The organism is Halalkaliarchaeum sp. AArc-CO, from assembly GCF_024972735.1.
Classification (GTDB): domain Archaea; phylum Halobacteriota; class Halobacteria; order Halobacteriales; family Haloferacaceae; genus Halalkaliarchaeum.
On the sequence record NZ_CP087723.1, the window covers coordinates 1873149 to 1892492 of the forward strand.

Consider the following 19344-nt stretch of genomic DNA (forward strand, 5'->3'; position numbering starts at 1 on the left):
CGCAGAAGACGTGTCTCGACTCTGATTCGATCCGCTGCCAGAGGTGTGAGATGTCTTCCACTGGCCATGTGGAGTGATACCTATACACAACCAGTCCTCTTAATCCTATCTCGGACGGGAGACGGTGCGTTTGCGCTGTACTCGGTGGGACTGTTCTGTCTATCATCCCTCCATTCACGGTTCTGTCTGTGCAAATCCGTCACCCTGTGACGCCACGCGACTGTCTCATACAGAGTAATAGAACTGGGCCGACGTCCGGCTCCGCCAGTTCGAAGCGGGACGGAACCACGAGTACGATTCGTGAGGTTCATGGAGGAACTGAATTCTCGTTCTTCCGGATCGACTCACTTTTATTTTGAGCCCGGTGAATTCGGGTGGTTACGACGCGTGTGTCGAGACGACGAGACGATTCCGGAGGACGAACAGGACGCTCTCCTTTCGATCGCCCATGGCGCAGTCGTCACCTCCGGCGGTGTCTCCGGCCAGCGACTCCTGATCACCGCCGTCGAGGTCGTCCTCGCACGGGGGCTCGGACCGACCGCCTACGGCGTCTACGCGCTGGCCTGGCGGATCGCACAGATCCTCGTCCGGCTGGTCACGTTCGGGAGCGTCCCGGCGCTACAGCGATACGTTCCCGCCTACGACGAGAAGCCGGGACGCCGAGCGACCGTTGTCGGACTGGCCTACACGACCACGGTGGGGTTCGGCGTCGCCATCGCGGCGGGCGTGTGGTGGCTATCGCCCTGGATCGACGCCGTCACCGTGGAAGAACCGGCGTTCGTACCGACGATGCGGTGGTTCGGTGCGCTGGTGGTGCTGCTCGGTATCGTCATGATCGTCTCCGGCATTTTCCGGGCGGTCGGCTCCGCACGCGGTGAGGTGCTGTTCAACAAACTGCTCCGGCCGGGGGTTCGACTCGTCGCCGCGGTCGTCGCACTCGCGCTCGGGTACTCGGTGATCGGCGTCGCCGCCGCAATCGTCTTCGGGACGGGCCTCCTCGTCGTGTTCGCCGTCCCGATCGCGGCACGCGTGACGGCGATTCGGCCGTCCGTGCGTGCCGCCCGAAGCGAAGCCCGGCGGTTCTACAACCACGCGGCACCCGTCGCGATGAGCAGCCTCGGCAAGGTGTTTCAGAACCGAATCGACGTCCTGCTCGTGGGGGCGCTGCTCACGGCGGTGGCGGCGGGCGTGTACAACGCACTCCTCGTGTTGATCGCCATCGCGTGGATCCCGCTGCAGTCGTTCAACCAGTTGCTGCCGCCGATCGCGTCGGACCTCTACTCGAACGATCGGCTGGAGACGCTGAACGCGATCTACACCTCCGTGACCCGCCTGATCGTCACCACCGTCGTTCCCTTCCTCGCGGTCCTCGTCGTCTACGGACGGGAACTTCTCGCGCTGTTCGGACCGACGTACGTGCAGGGATACGTCCCGCTGGTCGTATACCTGGGGGGTGTCTTCGTGGGCAGCGCCGTCGGTGCGACCGGCTGGCTGTTGATGATGACCGACCACCAGTACGCCCGGATGATCCTCGACTGGCTGCTCGCGGTGCTGAACGTGGTGTTGACCTACGCGTTCATCCTGCGGTTCGGGCTCGTCGGCGCGGCCCTCGGGACGTCTCTCGCTATCTCGGTCCAGAACGGGCTCCAGGTGCTGTTGTTGCGCCGGTTCGAGGGGCTGTGGCCGTTCGACCGGACGTTCTTCACCCCGATTGCAGCCGGCGTAGTGGCCGGGATCGCGATGTGGGCTGTCCGGATCGGATTGCCGGGTGGCCTCGCCGTCCTCCCCGGAATCGTCGTCGGCGTGGCGACGTACCTGGGTGCGCTTCACCTACTCGGCGTCGACCCCCGCGACCGGTTCGTCGTTCGCGAACTCGCGGCGGGTTACCGGGCCGATCTATCGGCTCTGCGTGGAGAGCCAGGCCGATGAGGCAATGACGGACTCTTCGACAGTTTCTGAGTCGAATCGAGAGGCTGGTCGTTCACACTGCGCTATGAAACGATTGGACGAGCACGATCGTGACTAGTGATTTGACTCTACGGAAAACACTTACAACTCTCGAACAATATCTGAGATTATGATATTCTGAAATTTGATTATCCAGAATATTTTTATTCTCGGCCGCACGACTGGCCGTTATGACTGCCTTCGTGAATCGGTCGGAGGAACTCGCCCGTCTGCACGATCTCTTCGAGTCGGACCGTGCCGAACTCGGCGTCGTGTACGGTCGGCGGCGGCTCGGGAAAACGCGGCTCGTGAAGAAGGCGCTCGAAGGCATCGAAGACGCGATCTTCTATCAAGCACGGCAAAAGACCGCCGAGCTCCAGATCGAACAGTTTGTTGAGGCGGCGAGCGACTCGTTCCCGGGTATCGAGAATATCCGCCTCGACTGGGAACCGTTGCTCACGTACCTCGGCAAGCGTGACGCGACCGTCGTCCTCGACGAGTTTCCGTATCTGATTGAGCAGGACGAGAGTCTCCCGTCCGTACTACAGGCACTGTTCGACCACGAGTTCGATTCCTCGAGTACCACGTTCGTCCTTGTGGGATCGTCGATCAGCATGATGGAGGAGGCGACGGTCCTCGGTGACAGCCCCCTGTACGGACGGACCTCGATGAAACTCGACATCCGCCAGCTCCCGTTCGAGTACGTCTCGGCGTTCCTCTCGGACGAGGCGTCAGCAGACGAGATCGTGCGTGCATGGAGCGTGTTCGGCGGCGTTCCGTACTACCTCGAGGAACTGGACGATGACCGCTCACTCGGCGACAACGTCCAGCAGTTGGTCCTCAGCCGTCATGGCTCACTTCGAAACGAGCCGGAGTATGTTCTCAGGATGGAGCTGACGGAGCCGACCCGGTACTTCTCGATCCTCGAAGCGATCGCCGGCGGAGCGACCAGCCGCAACGAGATCGCCGGTGCGACCGGAATCGAGTACAACCAGCTGTCGATGTACCTCGACCGGCTCTCGCGACTACGCCTCATCGAACGACACGTTCCCGTCACTGAGAAGCCCGAACGCTCCAAACGCAGCCAGTACCGGCTCCGAGACCCGCTTTTCCGGTTCTGGTTCCGGTTCCTGTACGGGAGCACTGATCGGTACGATCAGTTCGGCGAGAACGCGTACGAGCGGCTGGTCGAGCCGGAGATGGCCGACTTTATCGCGCCGGCGTTCGAGGCCCTCTGTTGTCGGGGCCTGTGGACGCTATACGACGAGACCCCACTCGTCGACGTCGGACAGTGGTGGTATCAGGACCACGAGATCGACGTCGTCGGTCTTACTGACGCGGAGGCGCTCGTCGTCGGCGAGTGCAAGTACCGCTCGTCGCGGACCGGCCACGACGCGCTCCGCTCGCTGGAGTCGCACGTCGAAGAGCTCCGGTGGACGCCGCCAAGTGGTGGGTCCCGGCACATCGAGTACGCCCTGTTCTCACGCGCCGGCTTCACCGAGAGCCTGCGTGATACTGCTGCCGAGCGCGGGGATCTTCGACTCTTCGAACTCGAGGACGTCGTCGATGCGCTCCGGAACTAGCCAACGCCGCGTGAGCTACTCGCGTGACTGTTCCCTCTCTTCATCCCGAAGCCCGACGGCCGCCCGCTCGAAGTGTTCCGCGAGGAACGGGGTCCCCGACGCCGCCCGCTCGTCGAGGAACTCGAGAGCATCCGTGACCGCACCGGCGTCGCGTTCCGCGGCCGCGACGCAGTCGACGTACCCGTCGAGTGCCCGACTGAACGCATCCGAGAAGTGGTCGTACGCGCCGTCGACGCGCTCCATGTTATCGTCGAGCGACTCGACGAGCACCCGGTAGACGGTCGCCGCCGACGCGTACCGTCCCTGCTCGCGATATTCGTTCGCGAGGTCGAACCACTGCATGAAGTCGATCGGCTCGAAGACGACGTAGTACTCGGGATTCGTCTCCTCGAACTCTCGGTCGATCGCGGCACGGAGCTCGTCGACCGACCGCGTCGTCGATTCTCCGAAGCGGGCGAAAAACCGGTTACAGAGATCGGCGTCAGTAGCGAGCACCTCGCGCAAGAATGCGCGGAGTTCGTCGTCGGCATCATCGAGCGCGTTATGGAGTCCGCCACCCTCATCCTCGGGGAACTCGTCGGCACACCGAAGCAGCACGGCGACGACGTGTTTGCAGGTGCCCGGACCGTCGTACGGACAGTCACACCATGGGGCGAACCCGTCGGCCACGAGGTCGACGCGAACGTCGTACTGACGGCTGCCGCTTACGGGAAATCGAGGCGAAAGTCTCGTGCTTCAGCGCGGGGATGAAGCCGACAACTGGGAATCAACCCACGCTCATAGCTACGACTGGCTAGTCCACCGTGAGGGATAATCCAAACAATTATGTAATTAAAAATATCATGCTTACATGTGTCGAATCAAGTCGTCACTCGGACCATCAAAGCGAGTATCGACAACCCCTCGCAAGTCCGTGACGATCTCGATTCGCATGGCTTCGCCGCCAGCAAACTGTGGAACGTCGGGCGATGGACAATTCAGCGCGTCTGGGACGCTATCGGTCACATTCCAGACGCCGACGAGTTGTGTTCGTATCTCAAATACCACGACCGCTACGCGGATTTGCACTCTCAATCCAGTCAGCGAGTTCTTCAAGAACTCGGTGAAGCGTTCACATCATGGTACGAACAGGATGACCCCGACGCGAATCCGCCCGGCTACCGCAAGCATGGCGATGAACATCCACGCTCAACGGTGACGTGGAAAAATCAGGGCTTCAAACTCGACACGCAATACGACCGTGTTCGGCTCTCCAAGGGGACGAATATGAAAGAGTCGCGGTACGCCGCTGACTACATTCTCTGTGAATACACGCCACAGACAGACCGGACGCTGGCTGATGCCGAAAGCGTCCAGACTGTGCGTGCGGTCTGGAACGGCCAGCGGTGGGAACTGCATTTCGTCTGCAAGATGCGGGTTGACTCACCGGAGACACCCGGTGAGAAGACAGCAGGGATCGACCTCGGCATCTGCAACACAGCCGCAGTCTCGCTTGGAGACGAGACGCTGCTGTATCCAGGGAATGCCCTGAAAGAAGACGCGCACTACTTCCGACACGAAGAGTACGATACGGAAGGCGAGAACGGCCCCAGCCAGAAAGCACAGTGGGCCCGCCGGAAGAAATCACGGCGACAAGACCACTTCCTGCACGCACTGTCGAAAGACATTGTAGCCCAGTGTGTGCAACACGGCGTCGGTACGATCGCAGTTGGGCATCCAAAAGAGATTCGTGCTGATACAGACTGGGGACGCCACGGCAACAAACGGTTGCACGACTGGGCGTTCGAGACGCTTCTCAGTCACATCGAGTACAAGGCCGAAGAGCGCGGGATCGACGTAGAGCGGGTCGATGAAGCGGGATTGAAAACGTCGAAAACGTGTTGTCAGTGTGGGACGGTAGCCGACTCAAACCGTGTTGAACGTGGGCTGTACGTCTGTGAGGAGTGTGGTCTGGTCGCCAATAGCGATTTAAACGGGGCGGAGAATATGCGAGCGACGGTAACTCCAAATCCTGGAGAGGATAGGAGTAACGGCTGTTTGGCACAGCCATCGGTACGCCTGTTCGACACATCCACGGGGCGAGTAGCCCCACAAGAACAGGTCGTCCCGTAAACCCTAATATCCCACCGTGGGAATCCTTGCGCTTCAGCGCGGGGAGGATGTCAAGACGGCTGTCACGGTACTGTTGACGCGATGAATTTCCCTGATCCGGCCCTCTGCGAGGTAGTTCTCGCCGCGCTCATAGACCGCGTCCGTACAGAGTTCGCGAACGTCGTCCACGGTCACGTCCATGTACAGGAGAGATATTCCGTCGCGAACCCGAAAAATCGATGCGTCGTACAGTTCTTTCGTGTCACTCGGATCACTCTCGCTTTCGTTCCGCATCGTAACGGTCAACCTCTCAAAAAACAGCGTTATCCCGATGCTGTATGGCGATTAACCTAGTACGGGCGCGCGTTACCGCCGGTAACGAATCGTCCTTTCAGGCCTGTGCCGCCTGATTTCGGACAGTTCAGATCGGGGCCAGAACGTGGTTCGCGAACCAAGAGCGATGAGGCTCGAACCACTCAACCCGGAAACCGGAGTAGAACTGTACCTCGCCGACCGCGAGACCGACGTGTCGAAGGCGACGCTGTACTCGCACAGCTCCCGCCTCGGTCACTTCATACGCTGGTGTGGTGAGGAAGAACTGAATAATTGTGCAGTAACGAAGATGCATCGGTAATCTCTATGCTCCCGTAATCGTTATTGCTACACAATTTCAACACAGCTGTATGTCCGAAGCTAGTTCACCGCCTGAAAAAACGACTGTCAACATCCGAATCACGGAGACGTTTCTCTCCGATGTCGACGCAACGTGGGAAGACCTCGGATACAACAGCCGTAGCGAGTTCGTCCGCGACGTCCTTCGTGACGCGGTCAAGCATCCCGAGTTCAACCGTGCGGATCTCAAGGCGATCGCTGCGAGCGAGGTCGACATTCAAGAGGGCCGAACACACTCCAGCGAGGAGATCAAAGCGGAGTACGGTCGTGACGATGCAAACGAGCGATGAGCGAGGAGTGGGACTGGCAGCTCACTGATCGGTCGAAGCGACAATTCGACGCACTCGACGAATACGCTCGCGATCGGATCATCTCCAAGCTTGAGGAAGTTGTCACCGATCAATGGCGGGAGCCAACGGACCACCTCGAACCGCTTGCGGGAGCCCCACATCAGAAGCTTCGGGTCGGACAGTTCCGGCTCGGCTGCCGCGCTGATCGTGACCAACGAGTACTGTACGTGGTCGCGATCAGAAAACGGGGAGGCAACGCGTACAGAGGCGACGATTGAGTTCGGTTTCGCCCACGTTTATTTTGCGTTCGTCACGTAGCGCAACGCTCAACCTCGCAAAAACAGTAACACCCCGACGCTGTACGGCGATTAGGCTGCTACGGGCGCGACGGGATCCCCGTGAGCGGGGCGAGGGGCGACCACCGGGAGCCCCTCGGAAAGCGAACGGGGGTAAGTCGCGCCCGTGAGTGAGCTGCGAGGTCGAACGGAGTGAGACCTCGAAAAGCGAACGAACGGGCGCGACGGGATTTGAACCAGAACCAGACGTGCTCGCTTCGCTGCGCGCGACTGGTAGGGTTCAAATCCCTGGATACCGCTTTCGTCCTCACTTCGTTCGGACAGAAAGCGGGCGCGACGGGATTTGAACCCGCGGCATCTTGGTCCGGAACCAAGTGCTCTGTCCGCTGAGCTACGCGCCCTCACGCCGCGATATCACCGCCGTGCGTTTAACGCTTCTGACTCGCTCCGACAGTCGCCTGACGGAACCGCGATCCCCACCCGAGAAAACCGACGGTCACTCCCCGTCGAAGTACGCGGAGAGAGCCTCCACAAGGATCTCGTCGGGGTCAGTGTCCTCCATCGACGCCCGCCGCCTGAGCTCCACGTACGTGTCCTCCGGTAGCGTCACCCTAACCTCGCCGAGCGTGACGTCCCGTTCCCGGAGCACCTCCGCGATCGGCCGCCCGTCGTTCACCTCCGAGGCGATCGCCCGGACTTCCCTGACGGTGAGTCCGCCATCGAGGATCGCAAACGCAAGCAGGTACCGCGCCTCCCCGGACACCCGGGCGACGTGTTTGGCCGCGCTGGGAGCGATCTCCCCGCGGGCGACGTGCCGCCGGATCGACTGCGGGAGCGCGTGCACCCGGGCCCACTTCCGGATGAACGCCACCGACACCTCATCGCCGGCACGCTCGGCCGCCGCCGTGTAGGAGTCCAGCCCGCGAACGAGCGCCGCACAGGCTGCCGCCCCCCGGAGCATCAACACGTGGTCGTCGCCGATGGCGTCGTTCGCGAACTCCCGGACGGTGCGCGCGGCCGCCGCCAGGTCGTCCGGATCGTCCGGATCGAACCCGACCGCCTCCGCGGCTCGCTCGCCGGTGACGGCCGGGTCCGAGCGCACGACCGGCTCCCCGACCGGCTCCTCGCGATCGGCTTCCCTGTCGGTCATTGGCACAGCCAGGGGATCCAGACAGTAAAACGTCTCGCGAGAGGCAAGCGTCGCAACGATCGATGACGCTGTGGCTGACGTCAGTCGAGGCCGAACGCGACGCTTTTGCCGTCCCATCTCCTGAAACGGGACATGAACGAACTCCCCGAACGCGTCCGACGCGCGTTCCGCGACCACTCCGCGTTCGAACCGACGCCGGACCCCCACCAGTTCCGGTACACGACGACCCCCTTCGAGGCGACCGTCGAACCTACCGCGTCCGGGACGGGCGAGGACGCCGTGGTCACCTTTCACCTGACAGTCCGGGTGCCGATGCTCGACGAGGTCACCGGCGATCACGTGGCCGACGTCGTCGAGGACGGCTGGTACGAGACGTTCGAACTCCGCGTTGCAGACGTCGGCGGCGTCCTGAAAGCCGACCGCGACGTCTCCCCGTCGGTTCGGCGGTCGATCGACGACGAGGAAACCCGGATCGCCGTCGTGGAAGCGAGTCTTGAAGATCGGAACGTCCGTCGGGGCGTCGGCGACGCCGCCGCGATCGCTGACTACGTCGAGGGAACCTACGTCCAGGGGATCATCCCCGGATACGACTACGAATCCCCAGTCTCCGAGATCCTCTCGGACGCGCACGCGACGGGTGGAAGCGACGAGACGTCCTATCCCGCCGAGTAACCGGATCCTCGTCGTGCTCGCACGGGCGACCGTGGCGAAACGCCTTTGCCGTCGGCCGCGATATCGCCGGGTATGATAACCGATCTGGACCTGGTCTTTATTTTCCTGCTGTTGTTCCTGCTGGGGTTGTTCTTCTTCGGATACCTCCTGGTCCGCCGGACGCTGATGGGGCTCCGGGAGGGCTACCGCGACGGTCAGCAACGGTGACCTGATGATCGGGATCGAAGCAGCCGCGACCTTCCTGATCGCCGGGATCGCGAGCCTCTTTATGGCGTGGGCGATCGGCGCCGGCTCCTCGGGGTCGACGCCGTTCGCGCCGGCGGTCGGGGCGAACGCGATCTCGGTCCTCCGGGCCGGGCTGGTCGTGGGCGTGCTCGGCTTTCTCGGCGCCGTCCTCCAGGGTGCGAACGTGACCGAGGCAGTGGGCACGGAGCTGATCGGCGGAGTTACCCTCACCGCAACCGCGGCGATCGTCGCGCTCGTCGTCGCGGCCACACTGGTCGCCGTCGGCGTGTTCAGCGGCTATCCGATCGCCACCGCCTTCACCGTCACCGGCGCGGTCGTCGGTGTCGGGCTCGCACTCGGTGGCGACCCCGCCTGGGCGAAGTACGCAGAGATCCTTGCGCTGTGGATCCTCACCCCCTTCGTCGGCGGCGGGGTCGCCTATGGCACCGTCAAACTGCTCGACGCCAAGTGGCTCGACGAACGTCGGGTGACGGCCGCCCTCGCCGGGGTCGTCGGCGCCGTTCTGGCCAACGTCGGCTTCGCCGTGCTCGGGCCGGCGGGCGAGGACGGCTCGATCGCCGAGACACTCGCGGCGTCGGTCTCGCTGCCGAGCGCCGCGGGGATCGACCTCGGCGTGCCGGCGGCGACGCTCGGAGTCGCCCTGCTTGCGGCGGGACTCCTCGGCGCGGATCTGCGACGCGATTTCGTGGGTGGACAGCGTCGATTTCTCCTCGTAATGGGGGGGCTCGTCGCATTTTCGGCCGGCGGGTCGCAGGTCGGGCTCGCCATCGGCCCGCTCGTGCCGCTGTTCGACGGCAGCGGGGTTCCCCTCTGGGCGCTTTTGTTCGGGGGTGGGTTCGGCCTGCTGCTCGGGTCCTGGACCGGCGCCCCGCGGATGATCAAGGCGATCGCCCAAGATTACGCCTCGATGGGGCCCCGTCGGTCGATTGCAGCGCTGATCCCGTCGTTTGCGATCGCCCAGACCGCCGTCGCGTTCGGCATTCCGGTCTCGTTCAACGAGATCATCGTCTCGGCGATCGTCGGCGCCGGCTACGCTGCCGGCCAGGCCGGCGTGTCGCGCCGGAAGATGGGGTACACCGTCCTCGCGTGGGTCGGCTCGCTCGCGCTTGCGCTCGCGCTCGGGTTCGGGATCTTCTCGGTAGCCGAACTGATCTTCGCATAGTTCGCTTGCTCGGCACGAACTCACCGAACAGAGCTGAATGCCACGAAGGTGCTAGTCTTCGACTTCCACGGTCGCGTCCTCCTCGTCACCGTCGCCCGGCCGCTCGTGGATGACGATCCGGGCGAGTTTGATCCGGGTGTTGTCGACCTCCTCGATCCGGATCGTGATCCCGTCGTACTCGATCTCCTCGCTCTCTTCGACTAGCCGTCCAACCCGATTGAAGATAAAGCCCGCGAGCGTCTCGAACTCCTCGCCTTCGGGGATCTCCAGCTCGAGTGCCTCGTTCACCTCGTCGATGTTCACCTCGCCGCGAACCAGCGCCTCGTCGTCGTCGACGAACTCGATCGGCTCCTCCTCGTCGCCCTCGAGGATGTCCCCGACGATCTCCTCGACCATGTCCTCGAGCGTGATCAATCCCTCGGTGGTCCCGAACTCGTCGATGACGATCACCATCTGGAGCCGGTTGTCCTGCATCTCCTCGAGCAGTTCGTCGGCGTTCTTGCTTTCGGGAACGTGCAGTGTCGGTTTCACGACCCGCGTGAGCGAGGGTTCGCCCTCGCTGTATCGCTGCTCCCTGACCAGGTCGCGGACGGTGACGATGCCGACGATGTTGTCGAGGTTCCCCTCATACACCGGCACGCGCTCGTGGTCGGACTGGATGCACGTCTCGATCGCCTCCTCGACCGTCGCGTCCCGTGGTACGGCAGTCACGTCGAGTCGCGGCGTCATCACCTCCTTCGCGATGGTGTTGTTGAACCGGAAGATCCGGTCGAGCATCTCCCGTTCCTCTTCCTCGATGACGCCTTCGCGCTCCCCGGTCTCGATGAGGTCCTGGATCTCGTCGCGAGTGATGTACGTCGACTCGATCGCGGCCCGCCCGCCGGTGATCCTGTTGATCGCCTGCGTGAGGTGATCGAAGACAATCACCAGCGGCAACAGCACGTACTCGGAGTACTTGAGAGGCCGAGAGATCCGCAGCGCCCACGATTCGGTGTGCTCAACCGCGTACGACTTCGGCGCGGTCTCCGCGAACAGCAACACCAGCGCTGTGATACCGAACGTCGTCGCCAGCACGGCTTGTCCCTCACTCATGTAGATCGCGAAAAGTGTCGTCGCGATCGCGGACATCGCGATGTTGACGATGTTGTTGCCCACGAGGATCGTCACCAGCAGTCTGTGGGGGTTGTCCTTGAGGTGCTGGACCGTCTTTGCCCCTTTGACACCCTCGTTGACGAGCGTGTCGACCCGGTGACGAGGGAGCGAGAACATCGCGATTTCCGAAGACGAGAAGAAGGCGGACAGCCCGAGCAACACCAGGATCGCGATGCTGCCCAGGATCGTTATCGTGGTCGGGTCCGATCCCATTAGCTGGAGGACGGCCGGTGAATCACCAACCACTGCAGGCGCAAACGAAGTCGGCAGCGACAAGCCCATACCGTTAGCCCTTCCCGGGCGGGAAAATTAAGGATTGCCCTCCGCACCCGGAACGTTCTCGTCGACACAGCGGCTGCGGCGGGAAACCCACGACTCGAAAGATGCTGAATTCCGCAGTCGAAGCCGTTACCCGGATGCAACCCGACAGATCGGCCATGACTTCGGCCGACATCACCGTATATCGACTTCAGGCGTGCCCGTACTGCGAACGCGTCGTGCGGCTCCTCGAGGAACTCGGAGTCTCCTACCAGTCTCGGTTCGTCGAACCGATGCACTCCGACCGGAACGTGGTAAAACGCGTCTCCGGGAAACGGAGCGTCCCGGTGATCGTAGACGAGAAAACGGGGGTCACGATGTCCGAGAGCGGAAACATCGTCGAGTACCTCCAGCGAACGTACGGGGAGAACTGATGGTCGAGTTCGACGTCGTCGAACTCCCGCCGGCAGATCATCCGGCGGAAGGGGAGACGGCCCCCGACTTCACCAGGCCGCTGGTGAACGACGAGTACTGGGAAGACACGTCGCTGTCCGAGGTGGTCGGGCCGGAGCCGACGCTTCTGGTCTTTCATCCGATGGACGGCTCGTTCCCGGCGACGTATCTGTACAACGAGATCCGCGATCGGGGTTGGGAAACAACGGCGACCGTCGTGGGCGTCTCCATTTCGACGCCCTACGAGCACAAGTCGTTCATCGCAGCCCGTGGAATCGACTCGCGGTTGTTTTCGGATCCGGGAAACGGCGTCGCCGAAGCGTACGGGATCGCCCACGAGCTCGACGGAATGGCCGGCATCGAAGAACCGCGGCCGGCGGTGTTCTTGCTCGCCGCCGACCGAACCATCGAATACGTCTGGGTGGCCTCGGAGTGGCCCGAGTTCCCCGATTACGACGAGATCCAACGACAGCTCGCTCGGACCGAGTGACCTACCGCCCCCACTCGCCAACCCGACGCGGACGGTCGGAGACCGCCATCACGTCCAGCGGTTCCTCTGCGTGTACGAGCGCCTCAAGTGTCGCCCGGGCGCTCGCGATCGTCGAACAGTACGGGACATCTTCCTCGACGGCGACCGAAAGCGCCTCGCGGTCCCGAGAGATCAGTAGATCGATCTCGCCGGCCCGCAAGGCGTCCAAAAGCGCCGTCTCGTCGTCGTACTCCGCGAGATGGAACCGCTCGGCGAACCCTTCCCGGAGCGCCGATTCCGTCTCCGGGTCCGTTTCGGTTCCGAGCACCGAGGGGGCCGACAGGTCGACCACCGCCGTCCCGGACCTGGGGATCCCCGCGCCGGCGGCCGACTGCGCCTTGTCGTAGGCCTTGCCGAACGACCGGGCGGTACCCATCACCTCGCCGGTGGACTTCATCTCCGGGCCGAGGCGGGGATCCGATCCCGGCAGGCGGTCGAACGGGAGCACGACCTCCTTGACGCTGTGGTGCTCGGGAATCCGTTCTTCGGCCTCGAGCTCCGACAGCGATCGACCGGCCATCACTTTCGCGGCGAGCTTGGCGATCGGGACGCCGGTCGCCTTCGAGACGAACGGGACGGTCCGCGAGGAGCGGGGATTCGCCTCCAGCACGTACACCGTCGGTTCCGCGGCCGGGTCCTCGACCCCGGTCACCGCGAGCTGGACGTTCAACAGCCCGACCGTCGACAGCGCGCGGGCGATCTCTTCTGTGACCTCGCGGACGCGACTCAGCGTCGCCGAATCCAGCGACCGGGGCGGGATGACGCAGGCGGAGTCGCCCGAGTGGACGCCAGCCGACTCGACGTGCTCCATGATCCCGCCGATCAGCACGTGCTCGCCGTCCGAGACCGCGTCGACGTCCAGCTCGATCGCGTTCTCGAGGAAGTCGTCGACGAGGATCGGCTTGTCGGGCGACACCCGAACCGCTTCGTCGATGTACGCCTCGAGTTCGGCGTCGTCGCGCACGACTCGCATCGCCCGACCGCCCAGCACGTAGGAGGGGCGCACCAACACCGGATAGCCGATCTCGCGGGCCAGCTCGAGGGCGCCCTCCCTGCTCGTCGCGGTGCCCCCCTCCGGCTGGGCGATCCCGAGCTCGTCCATCAGCACGTTGAAGCGGTCGCGGTCCTCCGCGAGGTCCATCGCCTCGACGCCGGTGCCCATGATCTCACAGTCGAGCCCGCGACGCTCGAGTTCCGCCTCCAGGGGCGCCCCGACGTTGACAGACGTTTGCCCGCCGAACTGCACCATCGCGCCGTCGGCGCCGGTCGCCTCGACGACGTCGGCGACCTCCTCGGGGCTGATCGGCTCGAAGAACAGCCCATCCGAGGTGTCGTAGTCGGTCGACACCGTCTCCGGGTTGTTGTTGACCACGTGGGCGTCGATTCCCAGCTCCCGCAGCCCAGTCACCGCGTGGACGGCACAGTAGTCGAACTCCACGCCCTGTCCGATCCGGATCGGCCCGCCCCCGACCACGACGACGCTTTCGGCGTCCCGGTCGACCTGGAGCTCGTCTGTTCCGGTCGTGGTGTCGTCGCTTCCACCGCCCGCGAGAAATTCGGGCAGACGCGAGGAGTAGTAGTACGGCGTGGACGCTTCGAACTCGCCCGCACAGGTGTCCACCTGCTTGAACGCCCTGTCGGGGACCGACGATTCGACGTCGCCGACGTCCGCACCCGCGATTGCGGCGACTTCGGCGTCGGTGTAGCCGGCGGTTGCCGCCGGCGTGAACTCTCCGTCCTGGGCGCGCTCGGCGGCGTCGGCGACGCGCTCGAACCGCTCGAGATACCACTCTTTGATGCCGGTCAGCTCCACCAAATCGTCCACGGTGTACCCCCGCTCGAACGCCTCGAAGATCGCGTACGGACGGTCCGGCGTGGGCGTTTCCAGGTGCTCCTGCTCCAGTTCGACGTCGCTCACGTCCGCCCAATCGACTGCCGGGTCGTACTCCGAGGAGCGCAACGCCTTCAAAAGTGACTCCTCGAACGTCCGGCCGATCGCCATCGCCTCGCCGGTCGACTTCATCGCGGTCCCGAGGTCGAACTCGACGTCGTCGAACTTGTCTTTGGGCCAGCGCGGAACCTTCGTGACCACGTAGTCGATTGCGGGCTCGAAGGCGGCGGTCGTCTCGCCGGTGATCTCGTTTTCGATCTCGTGGAGCCGCTTGCCGAGCGCGACCTTCGCGGTCACGCGGGCGATCGGGTAGCCGGTCGCCTTCGACGCGAGCGCCGACGACCGAGAGACCCGGGGGTTCACCTCGACGACGCGGTACTCCCCGCCGGGCGTGCCGTCGTCGCGCCAGGCGAACTGGATGTTACAGCCGCCCTGGATCCCCAGCTCGCGGATCACCTCGAGTGCGGCGTCGCGCATCTCCTGGTGGCCCCTGTCGGGGATCACCTGCGAGGGTGTGACAACGACCGATTCGCCGGTGTGGATCCCCATCGGGTCGATGTTCTCCATGTTGCAGATGATGATACACGAGTCGCCGGCGTCGCGCATCACCTCGTACTCCAGTTCGACCCAGCCGGCGATCGACTCGGTAATCAACACCTCGTGGTTGCGCGAGAGCCGTAGTCCCTTCCGGACTCGCTCGACCAGTTCGTCCATTTCGTGGACGACACCGGAGCCGGAGCCGCCGAGGGTGTAGGTCGTCCGGGCGATCACGGGCAGCCCACCGACCGCCTCGACGGCCGCCTCGACGCGATCTCTCAGCGCCCCTTCGTCGAAGTCGGTCAGCGACTCACCCTCCGAAAGGGAGATTGTCGTCGAGCGGGGAACCGGCTGGCCGATCCGTTCCATCCGTTGGCGGAAGAGATCGCGGTCTTCGGTGGCGTAGATCGTGTCCAGCGGCGTTCCCATGATCTCGACGTCGTACTCCTCGAGTACGCCCTGCTCGGCGAGTTCAGCGGTGACGTTGAGTCCAGTCTGTCCACCCAGGCCGGCGATCACCCCGTCCGGCTCCTCGATCCGGATGATCTCCGCGATCGCCTCCGTCGTGATCGGCTCGATGTACACCCGATCGGCCATCTCCGGATCGGTCATGATCGTCGCCGGGTTGGAGTTGACGAGGACGACTCGGGCACCCTCCTCCTGGAGCGCTCGACAGGCCTGCGCGCCGGAGTAGTCGAACTCCGCTGCCTGTCCGATCTGGATCGGTCCGCTGCCGATGAGCAGGATGGTCCGGTCGTCTGACCCCGTGTGTGTTTCACCCGGGGAGTTCTCGTCGGTCATCACCAGTCTACAGTGTGTTCATCGTAATAAGGTCGGCGATATAGTACGATTCTCGCAGCAAATTTTCGAAAATCGTAAGCTATGTGGTATCGAGCCACAGGGGTTGCTCTCGAACTGTGGAGGAACTCGCTGCAGAGGCGAAAGTATTTGTGTCCGAATCGAGAGAGTCAAAATTATGAAAGCTGTCGTACTCGCCGCCGGGAAGGGGACTCGCCTCCGCCCACTTACCGACGACAAACCGAAGGGGATGGTCGAAGTCGCGGACAAGCCCCTTTTGACCCACTGTTTCGAACAGCTCGCGGACCTGGACGCCGACGAGTTCGTCGTCGTCGTCGGCTATCGAAAGGAGGACATCATCAGCCACTACGGCGACGAGTTCCGCGGGATTCCGATCACCTACACCCACCAGCGGGAGCAGAACGGACTCGCCCACGCGCTGCTCACGGTGGAAGAACACGTCGAGGACGACTTCATGTTGATGCTCGGAGACAACGTCTTCCGGGCGAACCTCGGTGACGTGGTCAGCCGACAGCGGGAGGAACGCGCCGACGCGGCGTTCCTCGTCGAGGAAGTCCCGTACGACGAGGCCTCCCGATACGGGGTGTGTGACACGAACAAGTACGGGGAGATTACGAACGTGATCGAAAAGCCCGAAGAGCCGCCAACGAACCTCGTAATGACCGGCTTTTACACGTTCACGCCGGCGATCTTCCACGCGTGTCACCTCGTCCAGCCGTCCAACCGTGGCGAGTACGAGATCAGCGAGGCCATCGACCTGCTGATCGAGAGCGGGCGGACGATCGACGCGATCCGGATGGACGGCTGGCGCATCGACGTCGGCTACCCGGAGGACCGGGAGGAGGCCGAGCGCCGACTGACCGGAGAGATCGGCGTCGAGCCGGAGTCGGTGGAGTCAGCCGCCGACGGCGAAGAGTCCGTCGAAGTTACTGACGGCGAGTGATCTACCCGCCAGACGATCGGCACACTGCGAACGAAGGCGCACTGCGAACGAACAGAGATATACGCCCGTGCGGCGACGACCCTCACGATGAGTTCGACCGACGACGTCTGTGTTCTCGTTCCGACGCTCGATGAGGCCGAGACGATCGGCGACGTCGTCGCCGGGTTCCGGGGGGAGGGGTTCGACGAGGTTCTCGTCATCGATGGCGGTTCGAGTGACGACACCAGAGAACTCGCCCGCGGGGCCGGCGCACGCGTGATCGAGCAGTCGGGCACCGGGAAAGGACAGGCGGTCCGGGAGGCGATCGAGGAACACGTCGAGGCACCGTACGTGTTGATGGTCGACGGCGACGGTACCTACCGTCCGGAAGACGCTCACGCCATGCTCGAGCCGCTTTTCTCCGGGGAGGCCGACCACGTCGTCGGCGACCGGTTCGCCGACATGCGGGAGGGCGCGATGACGCGGCTCAACCGGATCGGCAACCGGACGATCAACCGATCGTTTGCGGCAATTCACGGTCAATCGTACGGGGACATCCTTTCGGGCTATCGCGCGTTCACGCGGCAGTCGTTCCGGGAAATGAACGTCACTGCGGACGGCTTCGGCATCGAAACGCAGCTTTCCGTCGAGTGTGCAAAACGGGATCTCGAGGTGGCCACCGTTCCGATCACGTATCTCCCGCGTCCCGACGGGTCGAAGACGAACCTACATCCGATCCGTGACGGGGGGATCATCTTCCTGGAGCTGTACCGACGGGCGAAAACCAACAATCCGCTTTTCTACTTCGGGTCCGTCGGACTCTCCTCGACGGTGTTTGGAGCGTTCGTCGGGCTGTATGTGGGGTATCGCTGGTTCGTCGTCGGCGTCAGCCACGAGGTCCTCGCGCTCGTGGCGGCGTTCGGGATCCTCTTTGGCGTCCAGCTTCTGATGTTCGGGGTGCTGTCGGATCTGATCCTCACGCTCCACCGCGAACAGCTCGACCGGATCGAACGAATCGAGAGCGACTGAGCTCGAAGCGACGGCGCTAGAACGGAAGCAGCCCCCGGATCCGATCGAAAATCCCGCCGGCTGCACGACGGCGCCGCTCGAACACGGGGTGGATCTCCTCGAGGAGCTGTGCCTCGGATTCGAACTGCTCGGTTTCCAGCTCCGCCAGCCCCTCCCGAAGCTCGAGCGTGTTCCCCGAACCGTCGTACGGAACGTCGGTGTTGTCTACGGCGGTACAGATCTCGTCGGCCGTCGCTGGATACTCGAGATCGGCCTCCTCGAGCCTCGCAGCAAGTGCGGCGATACCGAACTCTATGTGATCCGGGTCCGATCCGTCGCCGGGCGGTCTCACTGCCATCGACGACGGGTTACGCCGTCCGAATAAAAAACACCGGCGACTGTCCGTCAGTTCCCGTGTTCTGTCACCCGTTTAGCCGAAAACCGCGCTTTTGAGCGTTTTCAGGTACAGCGAAGGCGTTTCGCTCCGGGACCGGTCTAACGCTGCCCGGAGCTCACGGTGCGCGTCCTCCATCACGCCCTCGCCGTGGCCGACCAGTATTCGCTCGGGACGAAGCCCCTCGAGCACAGCCCGTGGCGGGAACAGCCGGAGCATCGGATGAACGCCCAGCCGTTCCTGTTCGGTCCGGAAGTACGAACACGTGCCGACGGCCTCCGGAACGTATAGGGTCCCTGCAACCGGGTCTTCCTCGGGACCGTCCCCCGGCGGGGCGTACAGCCCGACTTCCTGCCAGGGCGGCACCGTCGAGTTCCGGATCCGGATCGCCCGGAACCCGGTGTCGGCGAGCGACCTGCCGAACCGGCGCGTGGGCGCATCGAACGCGTCCGAAACGCCGGTCATCCACTCGGGGAGGAACACGGGAACCTCGTGGCGATTCGCGATCGTCCCGCAGTCGCGTTTGTGCCGATCCAGACAGCAGACCACGCCGGCAACGTCGCCGTACTCTCCGAGCAGTTCGTCGACCCCGTCTGCGTCGACCGGGTCGAGCACCCACACCTCCCCGTCGACCGCCACCGCATGACTCGCTCGCTGCATCGTCTCCCCGGGATACGCCAGCCATCCCACGCCGCCGTCCCACTGGTCGATGACGTCGAGGTCGGCCGCCCCGGATCCTTTCATCGGCATGCCTCACAGTTGGGCTTCCGTGATGTTAACCGTTGTTCGGGACCGGTTCGCCGACCTCTCTCACTCGAATGCCCCTTCGACGTACGTCACCGCCGCTTCCGGGGTGTTCACGGGTTCGATTCCGGTCACGTCGCTGACGTCGTGGGTATCCAGGCCGGCTATCGGCCGATCGAAAACGCCGGCGAGGCCGATCTCCGAGAGGGTACCGGGGCCACCGTCGATCGCGATCACCGCGTCGCCGTTCATCACTACGAGCGCGTTCCGTGCGTGGCCAAGACCCGTTGCGATCGGGGTTTCGACGTAGTCGTTTGCGTCCTCGGGACGGTCGGTCGGGAGGATACCGATGGTTTCGCCGCCGACCTCGCGAGCTCCCCGACAGACCGCCTCCATCACTCCGCCGAGCCCGCCACAGACGACAACGTGGCCTCGCTCAGCCAGCAACCGTCCCACCGCTTCCGCCCGTGCTGCCGTTCGATCGGAGACCGAACTCCCGCCGATCACGCTCACCCGCATATCTGCTTC

At 63.7% G+C, this 19344-nt stretch carries 18 protein-coding genes, 1 tRNA gene and 3 pseudogenes; 13 read left to right on the forward strand and 9 right to left on the reverse strand.

The genetic code is table 11. From position 1 onward, the window contains the following. The first annotated feature begins 387 nt into the window (after positions 1-387). Both AArcCO_RS09975 and AArcCO_RS09980 read left to right on the forward strand, forming a co-directional pair. Entirely contained in the window at positions 388-1929 is a 1542-nt protein-coding gene (locus AArcCO_RS09975; protein ID WP_259533283.1) for an oligosaccharide flippase family protein, read from the forward strand. Positions 1930-2138: 209 nt separating this feature from the next. Next, positions 2139-3530 carry an ATP-binding protein gene (locus AArcCO_RS09980; RefSeq protein ID WP_259533284.1) on the forward strand — a complete coding sequence of 464 codons (1392 nt, stop codon included), beginning with the start codon at positions 2139-2141 and terminating at the stop codon, positions 3528-3530. Positions 3531-3545: 15 nt separating this feature from the next. On the opposite strand, the pseudogene AArcCO_RS09985 reads toward AArcCO_RS09980, so the two are convergent. Continuing rightward, positions 3546-4238, reverse strand: a pseudogene (locus AArcCO_RS09985) (SWIM zinc finger family protein); the annotation flags it as partial. 144 nt (positions 4239-4382) lie between these two features. Between AArcCO_RS09985 and AArcCO_RS09990 the strand changes: the two are divergent. Continuing rightward, positions 4383-5642 (forward strand): RNA-guided endonuclease InsQ/TnpB family protein, encoded by a 1260-nt coding sequence (locus tag AArcCO_RS09990; protein WP_259533285.1) that lies wholly within the window; start codon positions 4383-4385, stop codon positions 5640-5642. A gap of 42 nt (positions 5643-5684) precedes the next feature. Here AArcCO_RS09990 and AArcCO_RS09995 read toward each other — a convergent pair. Continuing rightward, positions 5685-5822: pseudogene (locus AArcCO_RS09995) on the reverse strand (SWIM zinc finger domain-containing protein); the annotation flags it as partial. Positions 5823-6081: 259 nt separating this feature from the next. Here AArcCO_RS09995 and AArcCO_RS10000 point away from each other — a divergent pair. The 3 genes and pseudogenes from AArcCO_RS10000 to AArcCO_RS10010 form a co-directional block, all read left to right on the forward strand. Further along, a pseudogene (locus tag AArcCO_RS10000) lies at positions 6082-6219 on the forward strand (site-specific integrase); the annotation flags it as partial. Positions 6220-6304: 85 nt separating this feature from the next. Next, positions 6305-6583: a ribbon-helix-helix domain-containing protein gene (locus tag AArcCO_RS10005; RefSeq protein ID WP_259533287.1), complete on the forward strand. Its 279-nt coding sequence runs from the start codon at positions 6305-6307 to the stop codon at positions 6581-6583. After that, positions 6580-6861 carry a type II toxin-antitoxin system RelE family toxin gene (locus tag AArcCO_RS10010; RefSeq protein ID WP_259533288.1) on the forward strand — a complete coding sequence of 94 codons (282 nt, stop codon included), beginning with the start codon at positions 6580-6582 and terminating at the stop codon, positions 6859-6861. Before AArcCO_RS10005 ends, AArcCO_RS10010 begins: the two co-directional genes overlap by 4 nt. Before the next feature lie 346 nt (positions 6862-7207). Here the strand turns inward: AArcCO_RS10010 and AArcCO_RS10015 are convergent. Both AArcCO_RS10015 and AArcCO_RS10020 read right to left on the reverse strand, forming a co-directional pair. Beyond that, positions 7208-7280 (reverse strand) — tRNA-Arg (locus tag AArcCO_RS10015). 95 nt (positions 7281-7375) lie between these two features. Continuing rightward, positions 7376-8029: a DUF7119 family protein gene (locus AArcCO_RS10020; RefSeq protein ID WP_259533289.1), complete on the reverse strand. Its 654-nt coding sequence runs from the start codon at positions 8027-8029 to the stop codon at positions 7376-7378. A 132-nt stretch (positions 8030-8161) separates the two neighbouring features. Here AArcCO_RS10020 and AArcCO_RS10025 point away from each other — a divergent pair, with 132 nt between their 5' ends. The 3 genes from AArcCO_RS10025 to AArcCO_RS10035 all read left to right on the forward strand — a co-directional run bounded on the left by AArcCO_RS10025 (position 8162) and on the right by AArcCO_RS10035 (position 10109). After that, positions 8162-8701, forward strand: coding sequence for a DUF5813 family protein (locus AArcCO_RS10025; protein ID WP_259533290.1), 540 nt, complete (start codon positions 8162-8164; stop codon positions 8699-8701). Positions 8702-8773: 72 nt separating this feature from the next. Next, complete coding sequence (locus AArcCO_RS10030) at positions 8774-8908, forward strand: DUF7859 family protein (RefSeq protein ID WP_259533291.1); 135 nt, start codon at positions 8774-8776, stop codon at positions 8906-8908. A 4-nt stretch (positions 8909-8912) separates the two neighbouring features. Then, a complete protein-coding gene (locus tag AArcCO_RS10035; protein WP_259533292.1) occupies positions 8913-10109 on the forward strand; it encodes an inorganic phosphate transporter in 1197 nt (398 codons plus the stop codon). 51 nt (positions 10110-10160) lie between these two features. Here the strand turns inward: AArcCO_RS10035 and AArcCO_RS10040 are convergent, their stop codons facing one another. Then, positions 10161-11474: a hemolysin family protein gene (locus AArcCO_RS10040; RefSeq protein WP_259533293.1), complete on the reverse strand. Its 1314-nt coding sequence runs from the start codon at positions 11472-11474 to the stop codon at positions 10161-10163. 224 nt (positions 11475-11698) lie between these two features. Between AArcCO_RS10040 and AArcCO_RS10045 the strand changes: the two genes are divergently transcribed. Then, positions 11699-11953 (forward strand): glutaredoxin family protein, encoded by a 255-nt coding sequence (locus tag AArcCO_RS10045; RefSeq protein ID WP_259533294.1) that lies wholly within the window; start codon positions 11699-11701, stop codon positions 11951-11953. After that, positions 11950-12462 carry a redoxin domain-containing protein gene (locus AArcCO_RS10050; RefSeq protein ID WP_345780887.1) on the forward strand — a complete coding sequence of 171 codons (513 nt, stop codon included), beginning with the start codon at positions 11950-11952 and terminating at the stop codon, positions 12460-12462. Before AArcCO_RS10045 ends, AArcCO_RS10050 begins: the two co-directional genes overlap by 4 nt. Position 12463: 1 nt before the next feature. Here the strand turns inward: AArcCO_RS10050 and carB are convergent, their stop codons facing one another. Further along, positions 12464-15730: a carbamoyl-phosphate synthase large subunit gene (carB, locus tag AArcCO_RS10055; protein ID WP_259533296.1), complete on the reverse strand. Its 3267-nt coding sequence runs from the start codon at positions 15728-15730 to the stop codon at positions 12464-12466. A 175-nt stretch (positions 15731-15905) separates the two neighbouring features. Between carB and aglF the strand changes: the two genes are divergently transcribed. Then, complete coding sequence (gene aglF / locus AArcCO_RS10060) at positions 15906-16691, forward strand: UTP--glucose-1-phosphate uridylyltransferase AglF (protein WP_259533297.1); 786 nt, start codon at positions 15906-15908, stop codon at positions 16689-16691. Positions 16692-16778: 87 nt separating this feature from the next. Further along, positions 16779-17699 (forward strand): S-layer glycoprotein N-glycosyltransferase AglJ, encoded by a 921-nt coding sequence (gene aglJ, locus AArcCO_RS10065; protein ID WP_259533298.1) that lies wholly within the window; start codon positions 16779-16781, stop codon positions 17697-17699. A gap of 16 nt (positions 17700-17715) precedes the next feature. Here aglJ and AArcCO_RS10070 read toward each other — a convergent pair whose 3' ends face one another. The 3 genes from AArcCO_RS10070 to AArcCO_RS10080 all read right to left on the reverse strand — a co-directional run bounded on the left by AArcCO_RS10070 (position 17716) and on the right by AArcCO_RS10080 (position 19335). Further along, the gene (locus tag AArcCO_RS10070) at positions 17716-18036 is read right to left on the reverse strand and encodes a DUF5789 family protein (RefSeq protein ID WP_259533299.1); all 321 of its coding nucleotides are present in this window, start codon (positions 18034-18036) and stop codon (positions 17716-17718) included. 72 nt (positions 18037-18108) lie between these two features. Next, positions 18109-18822 (reverse strand): hypothetical protein, encoded by a 714-nt coding sequence (locus AArcCO_RS10075; protein WP_259533300.1) that lies wholly within the window; start codon positions 18820-18822, stop codon positions 18109-18111. Between the two features lie 60 nt (positions 18823-18882). After that, the gene (locus tag AArcCO_RS10080; RefSeq protein WP_259533301.1) at positions 18883-19335 is read right to left on the reverse strand and encodes a TIGR00725 family protein; all 453 of its coding nucleotides are present in this window, start codon (positions 19333-19335) and stop codon (positions 18883-18885) included. Positions 19336-19344: the final 9 nt, after the last annotated feature.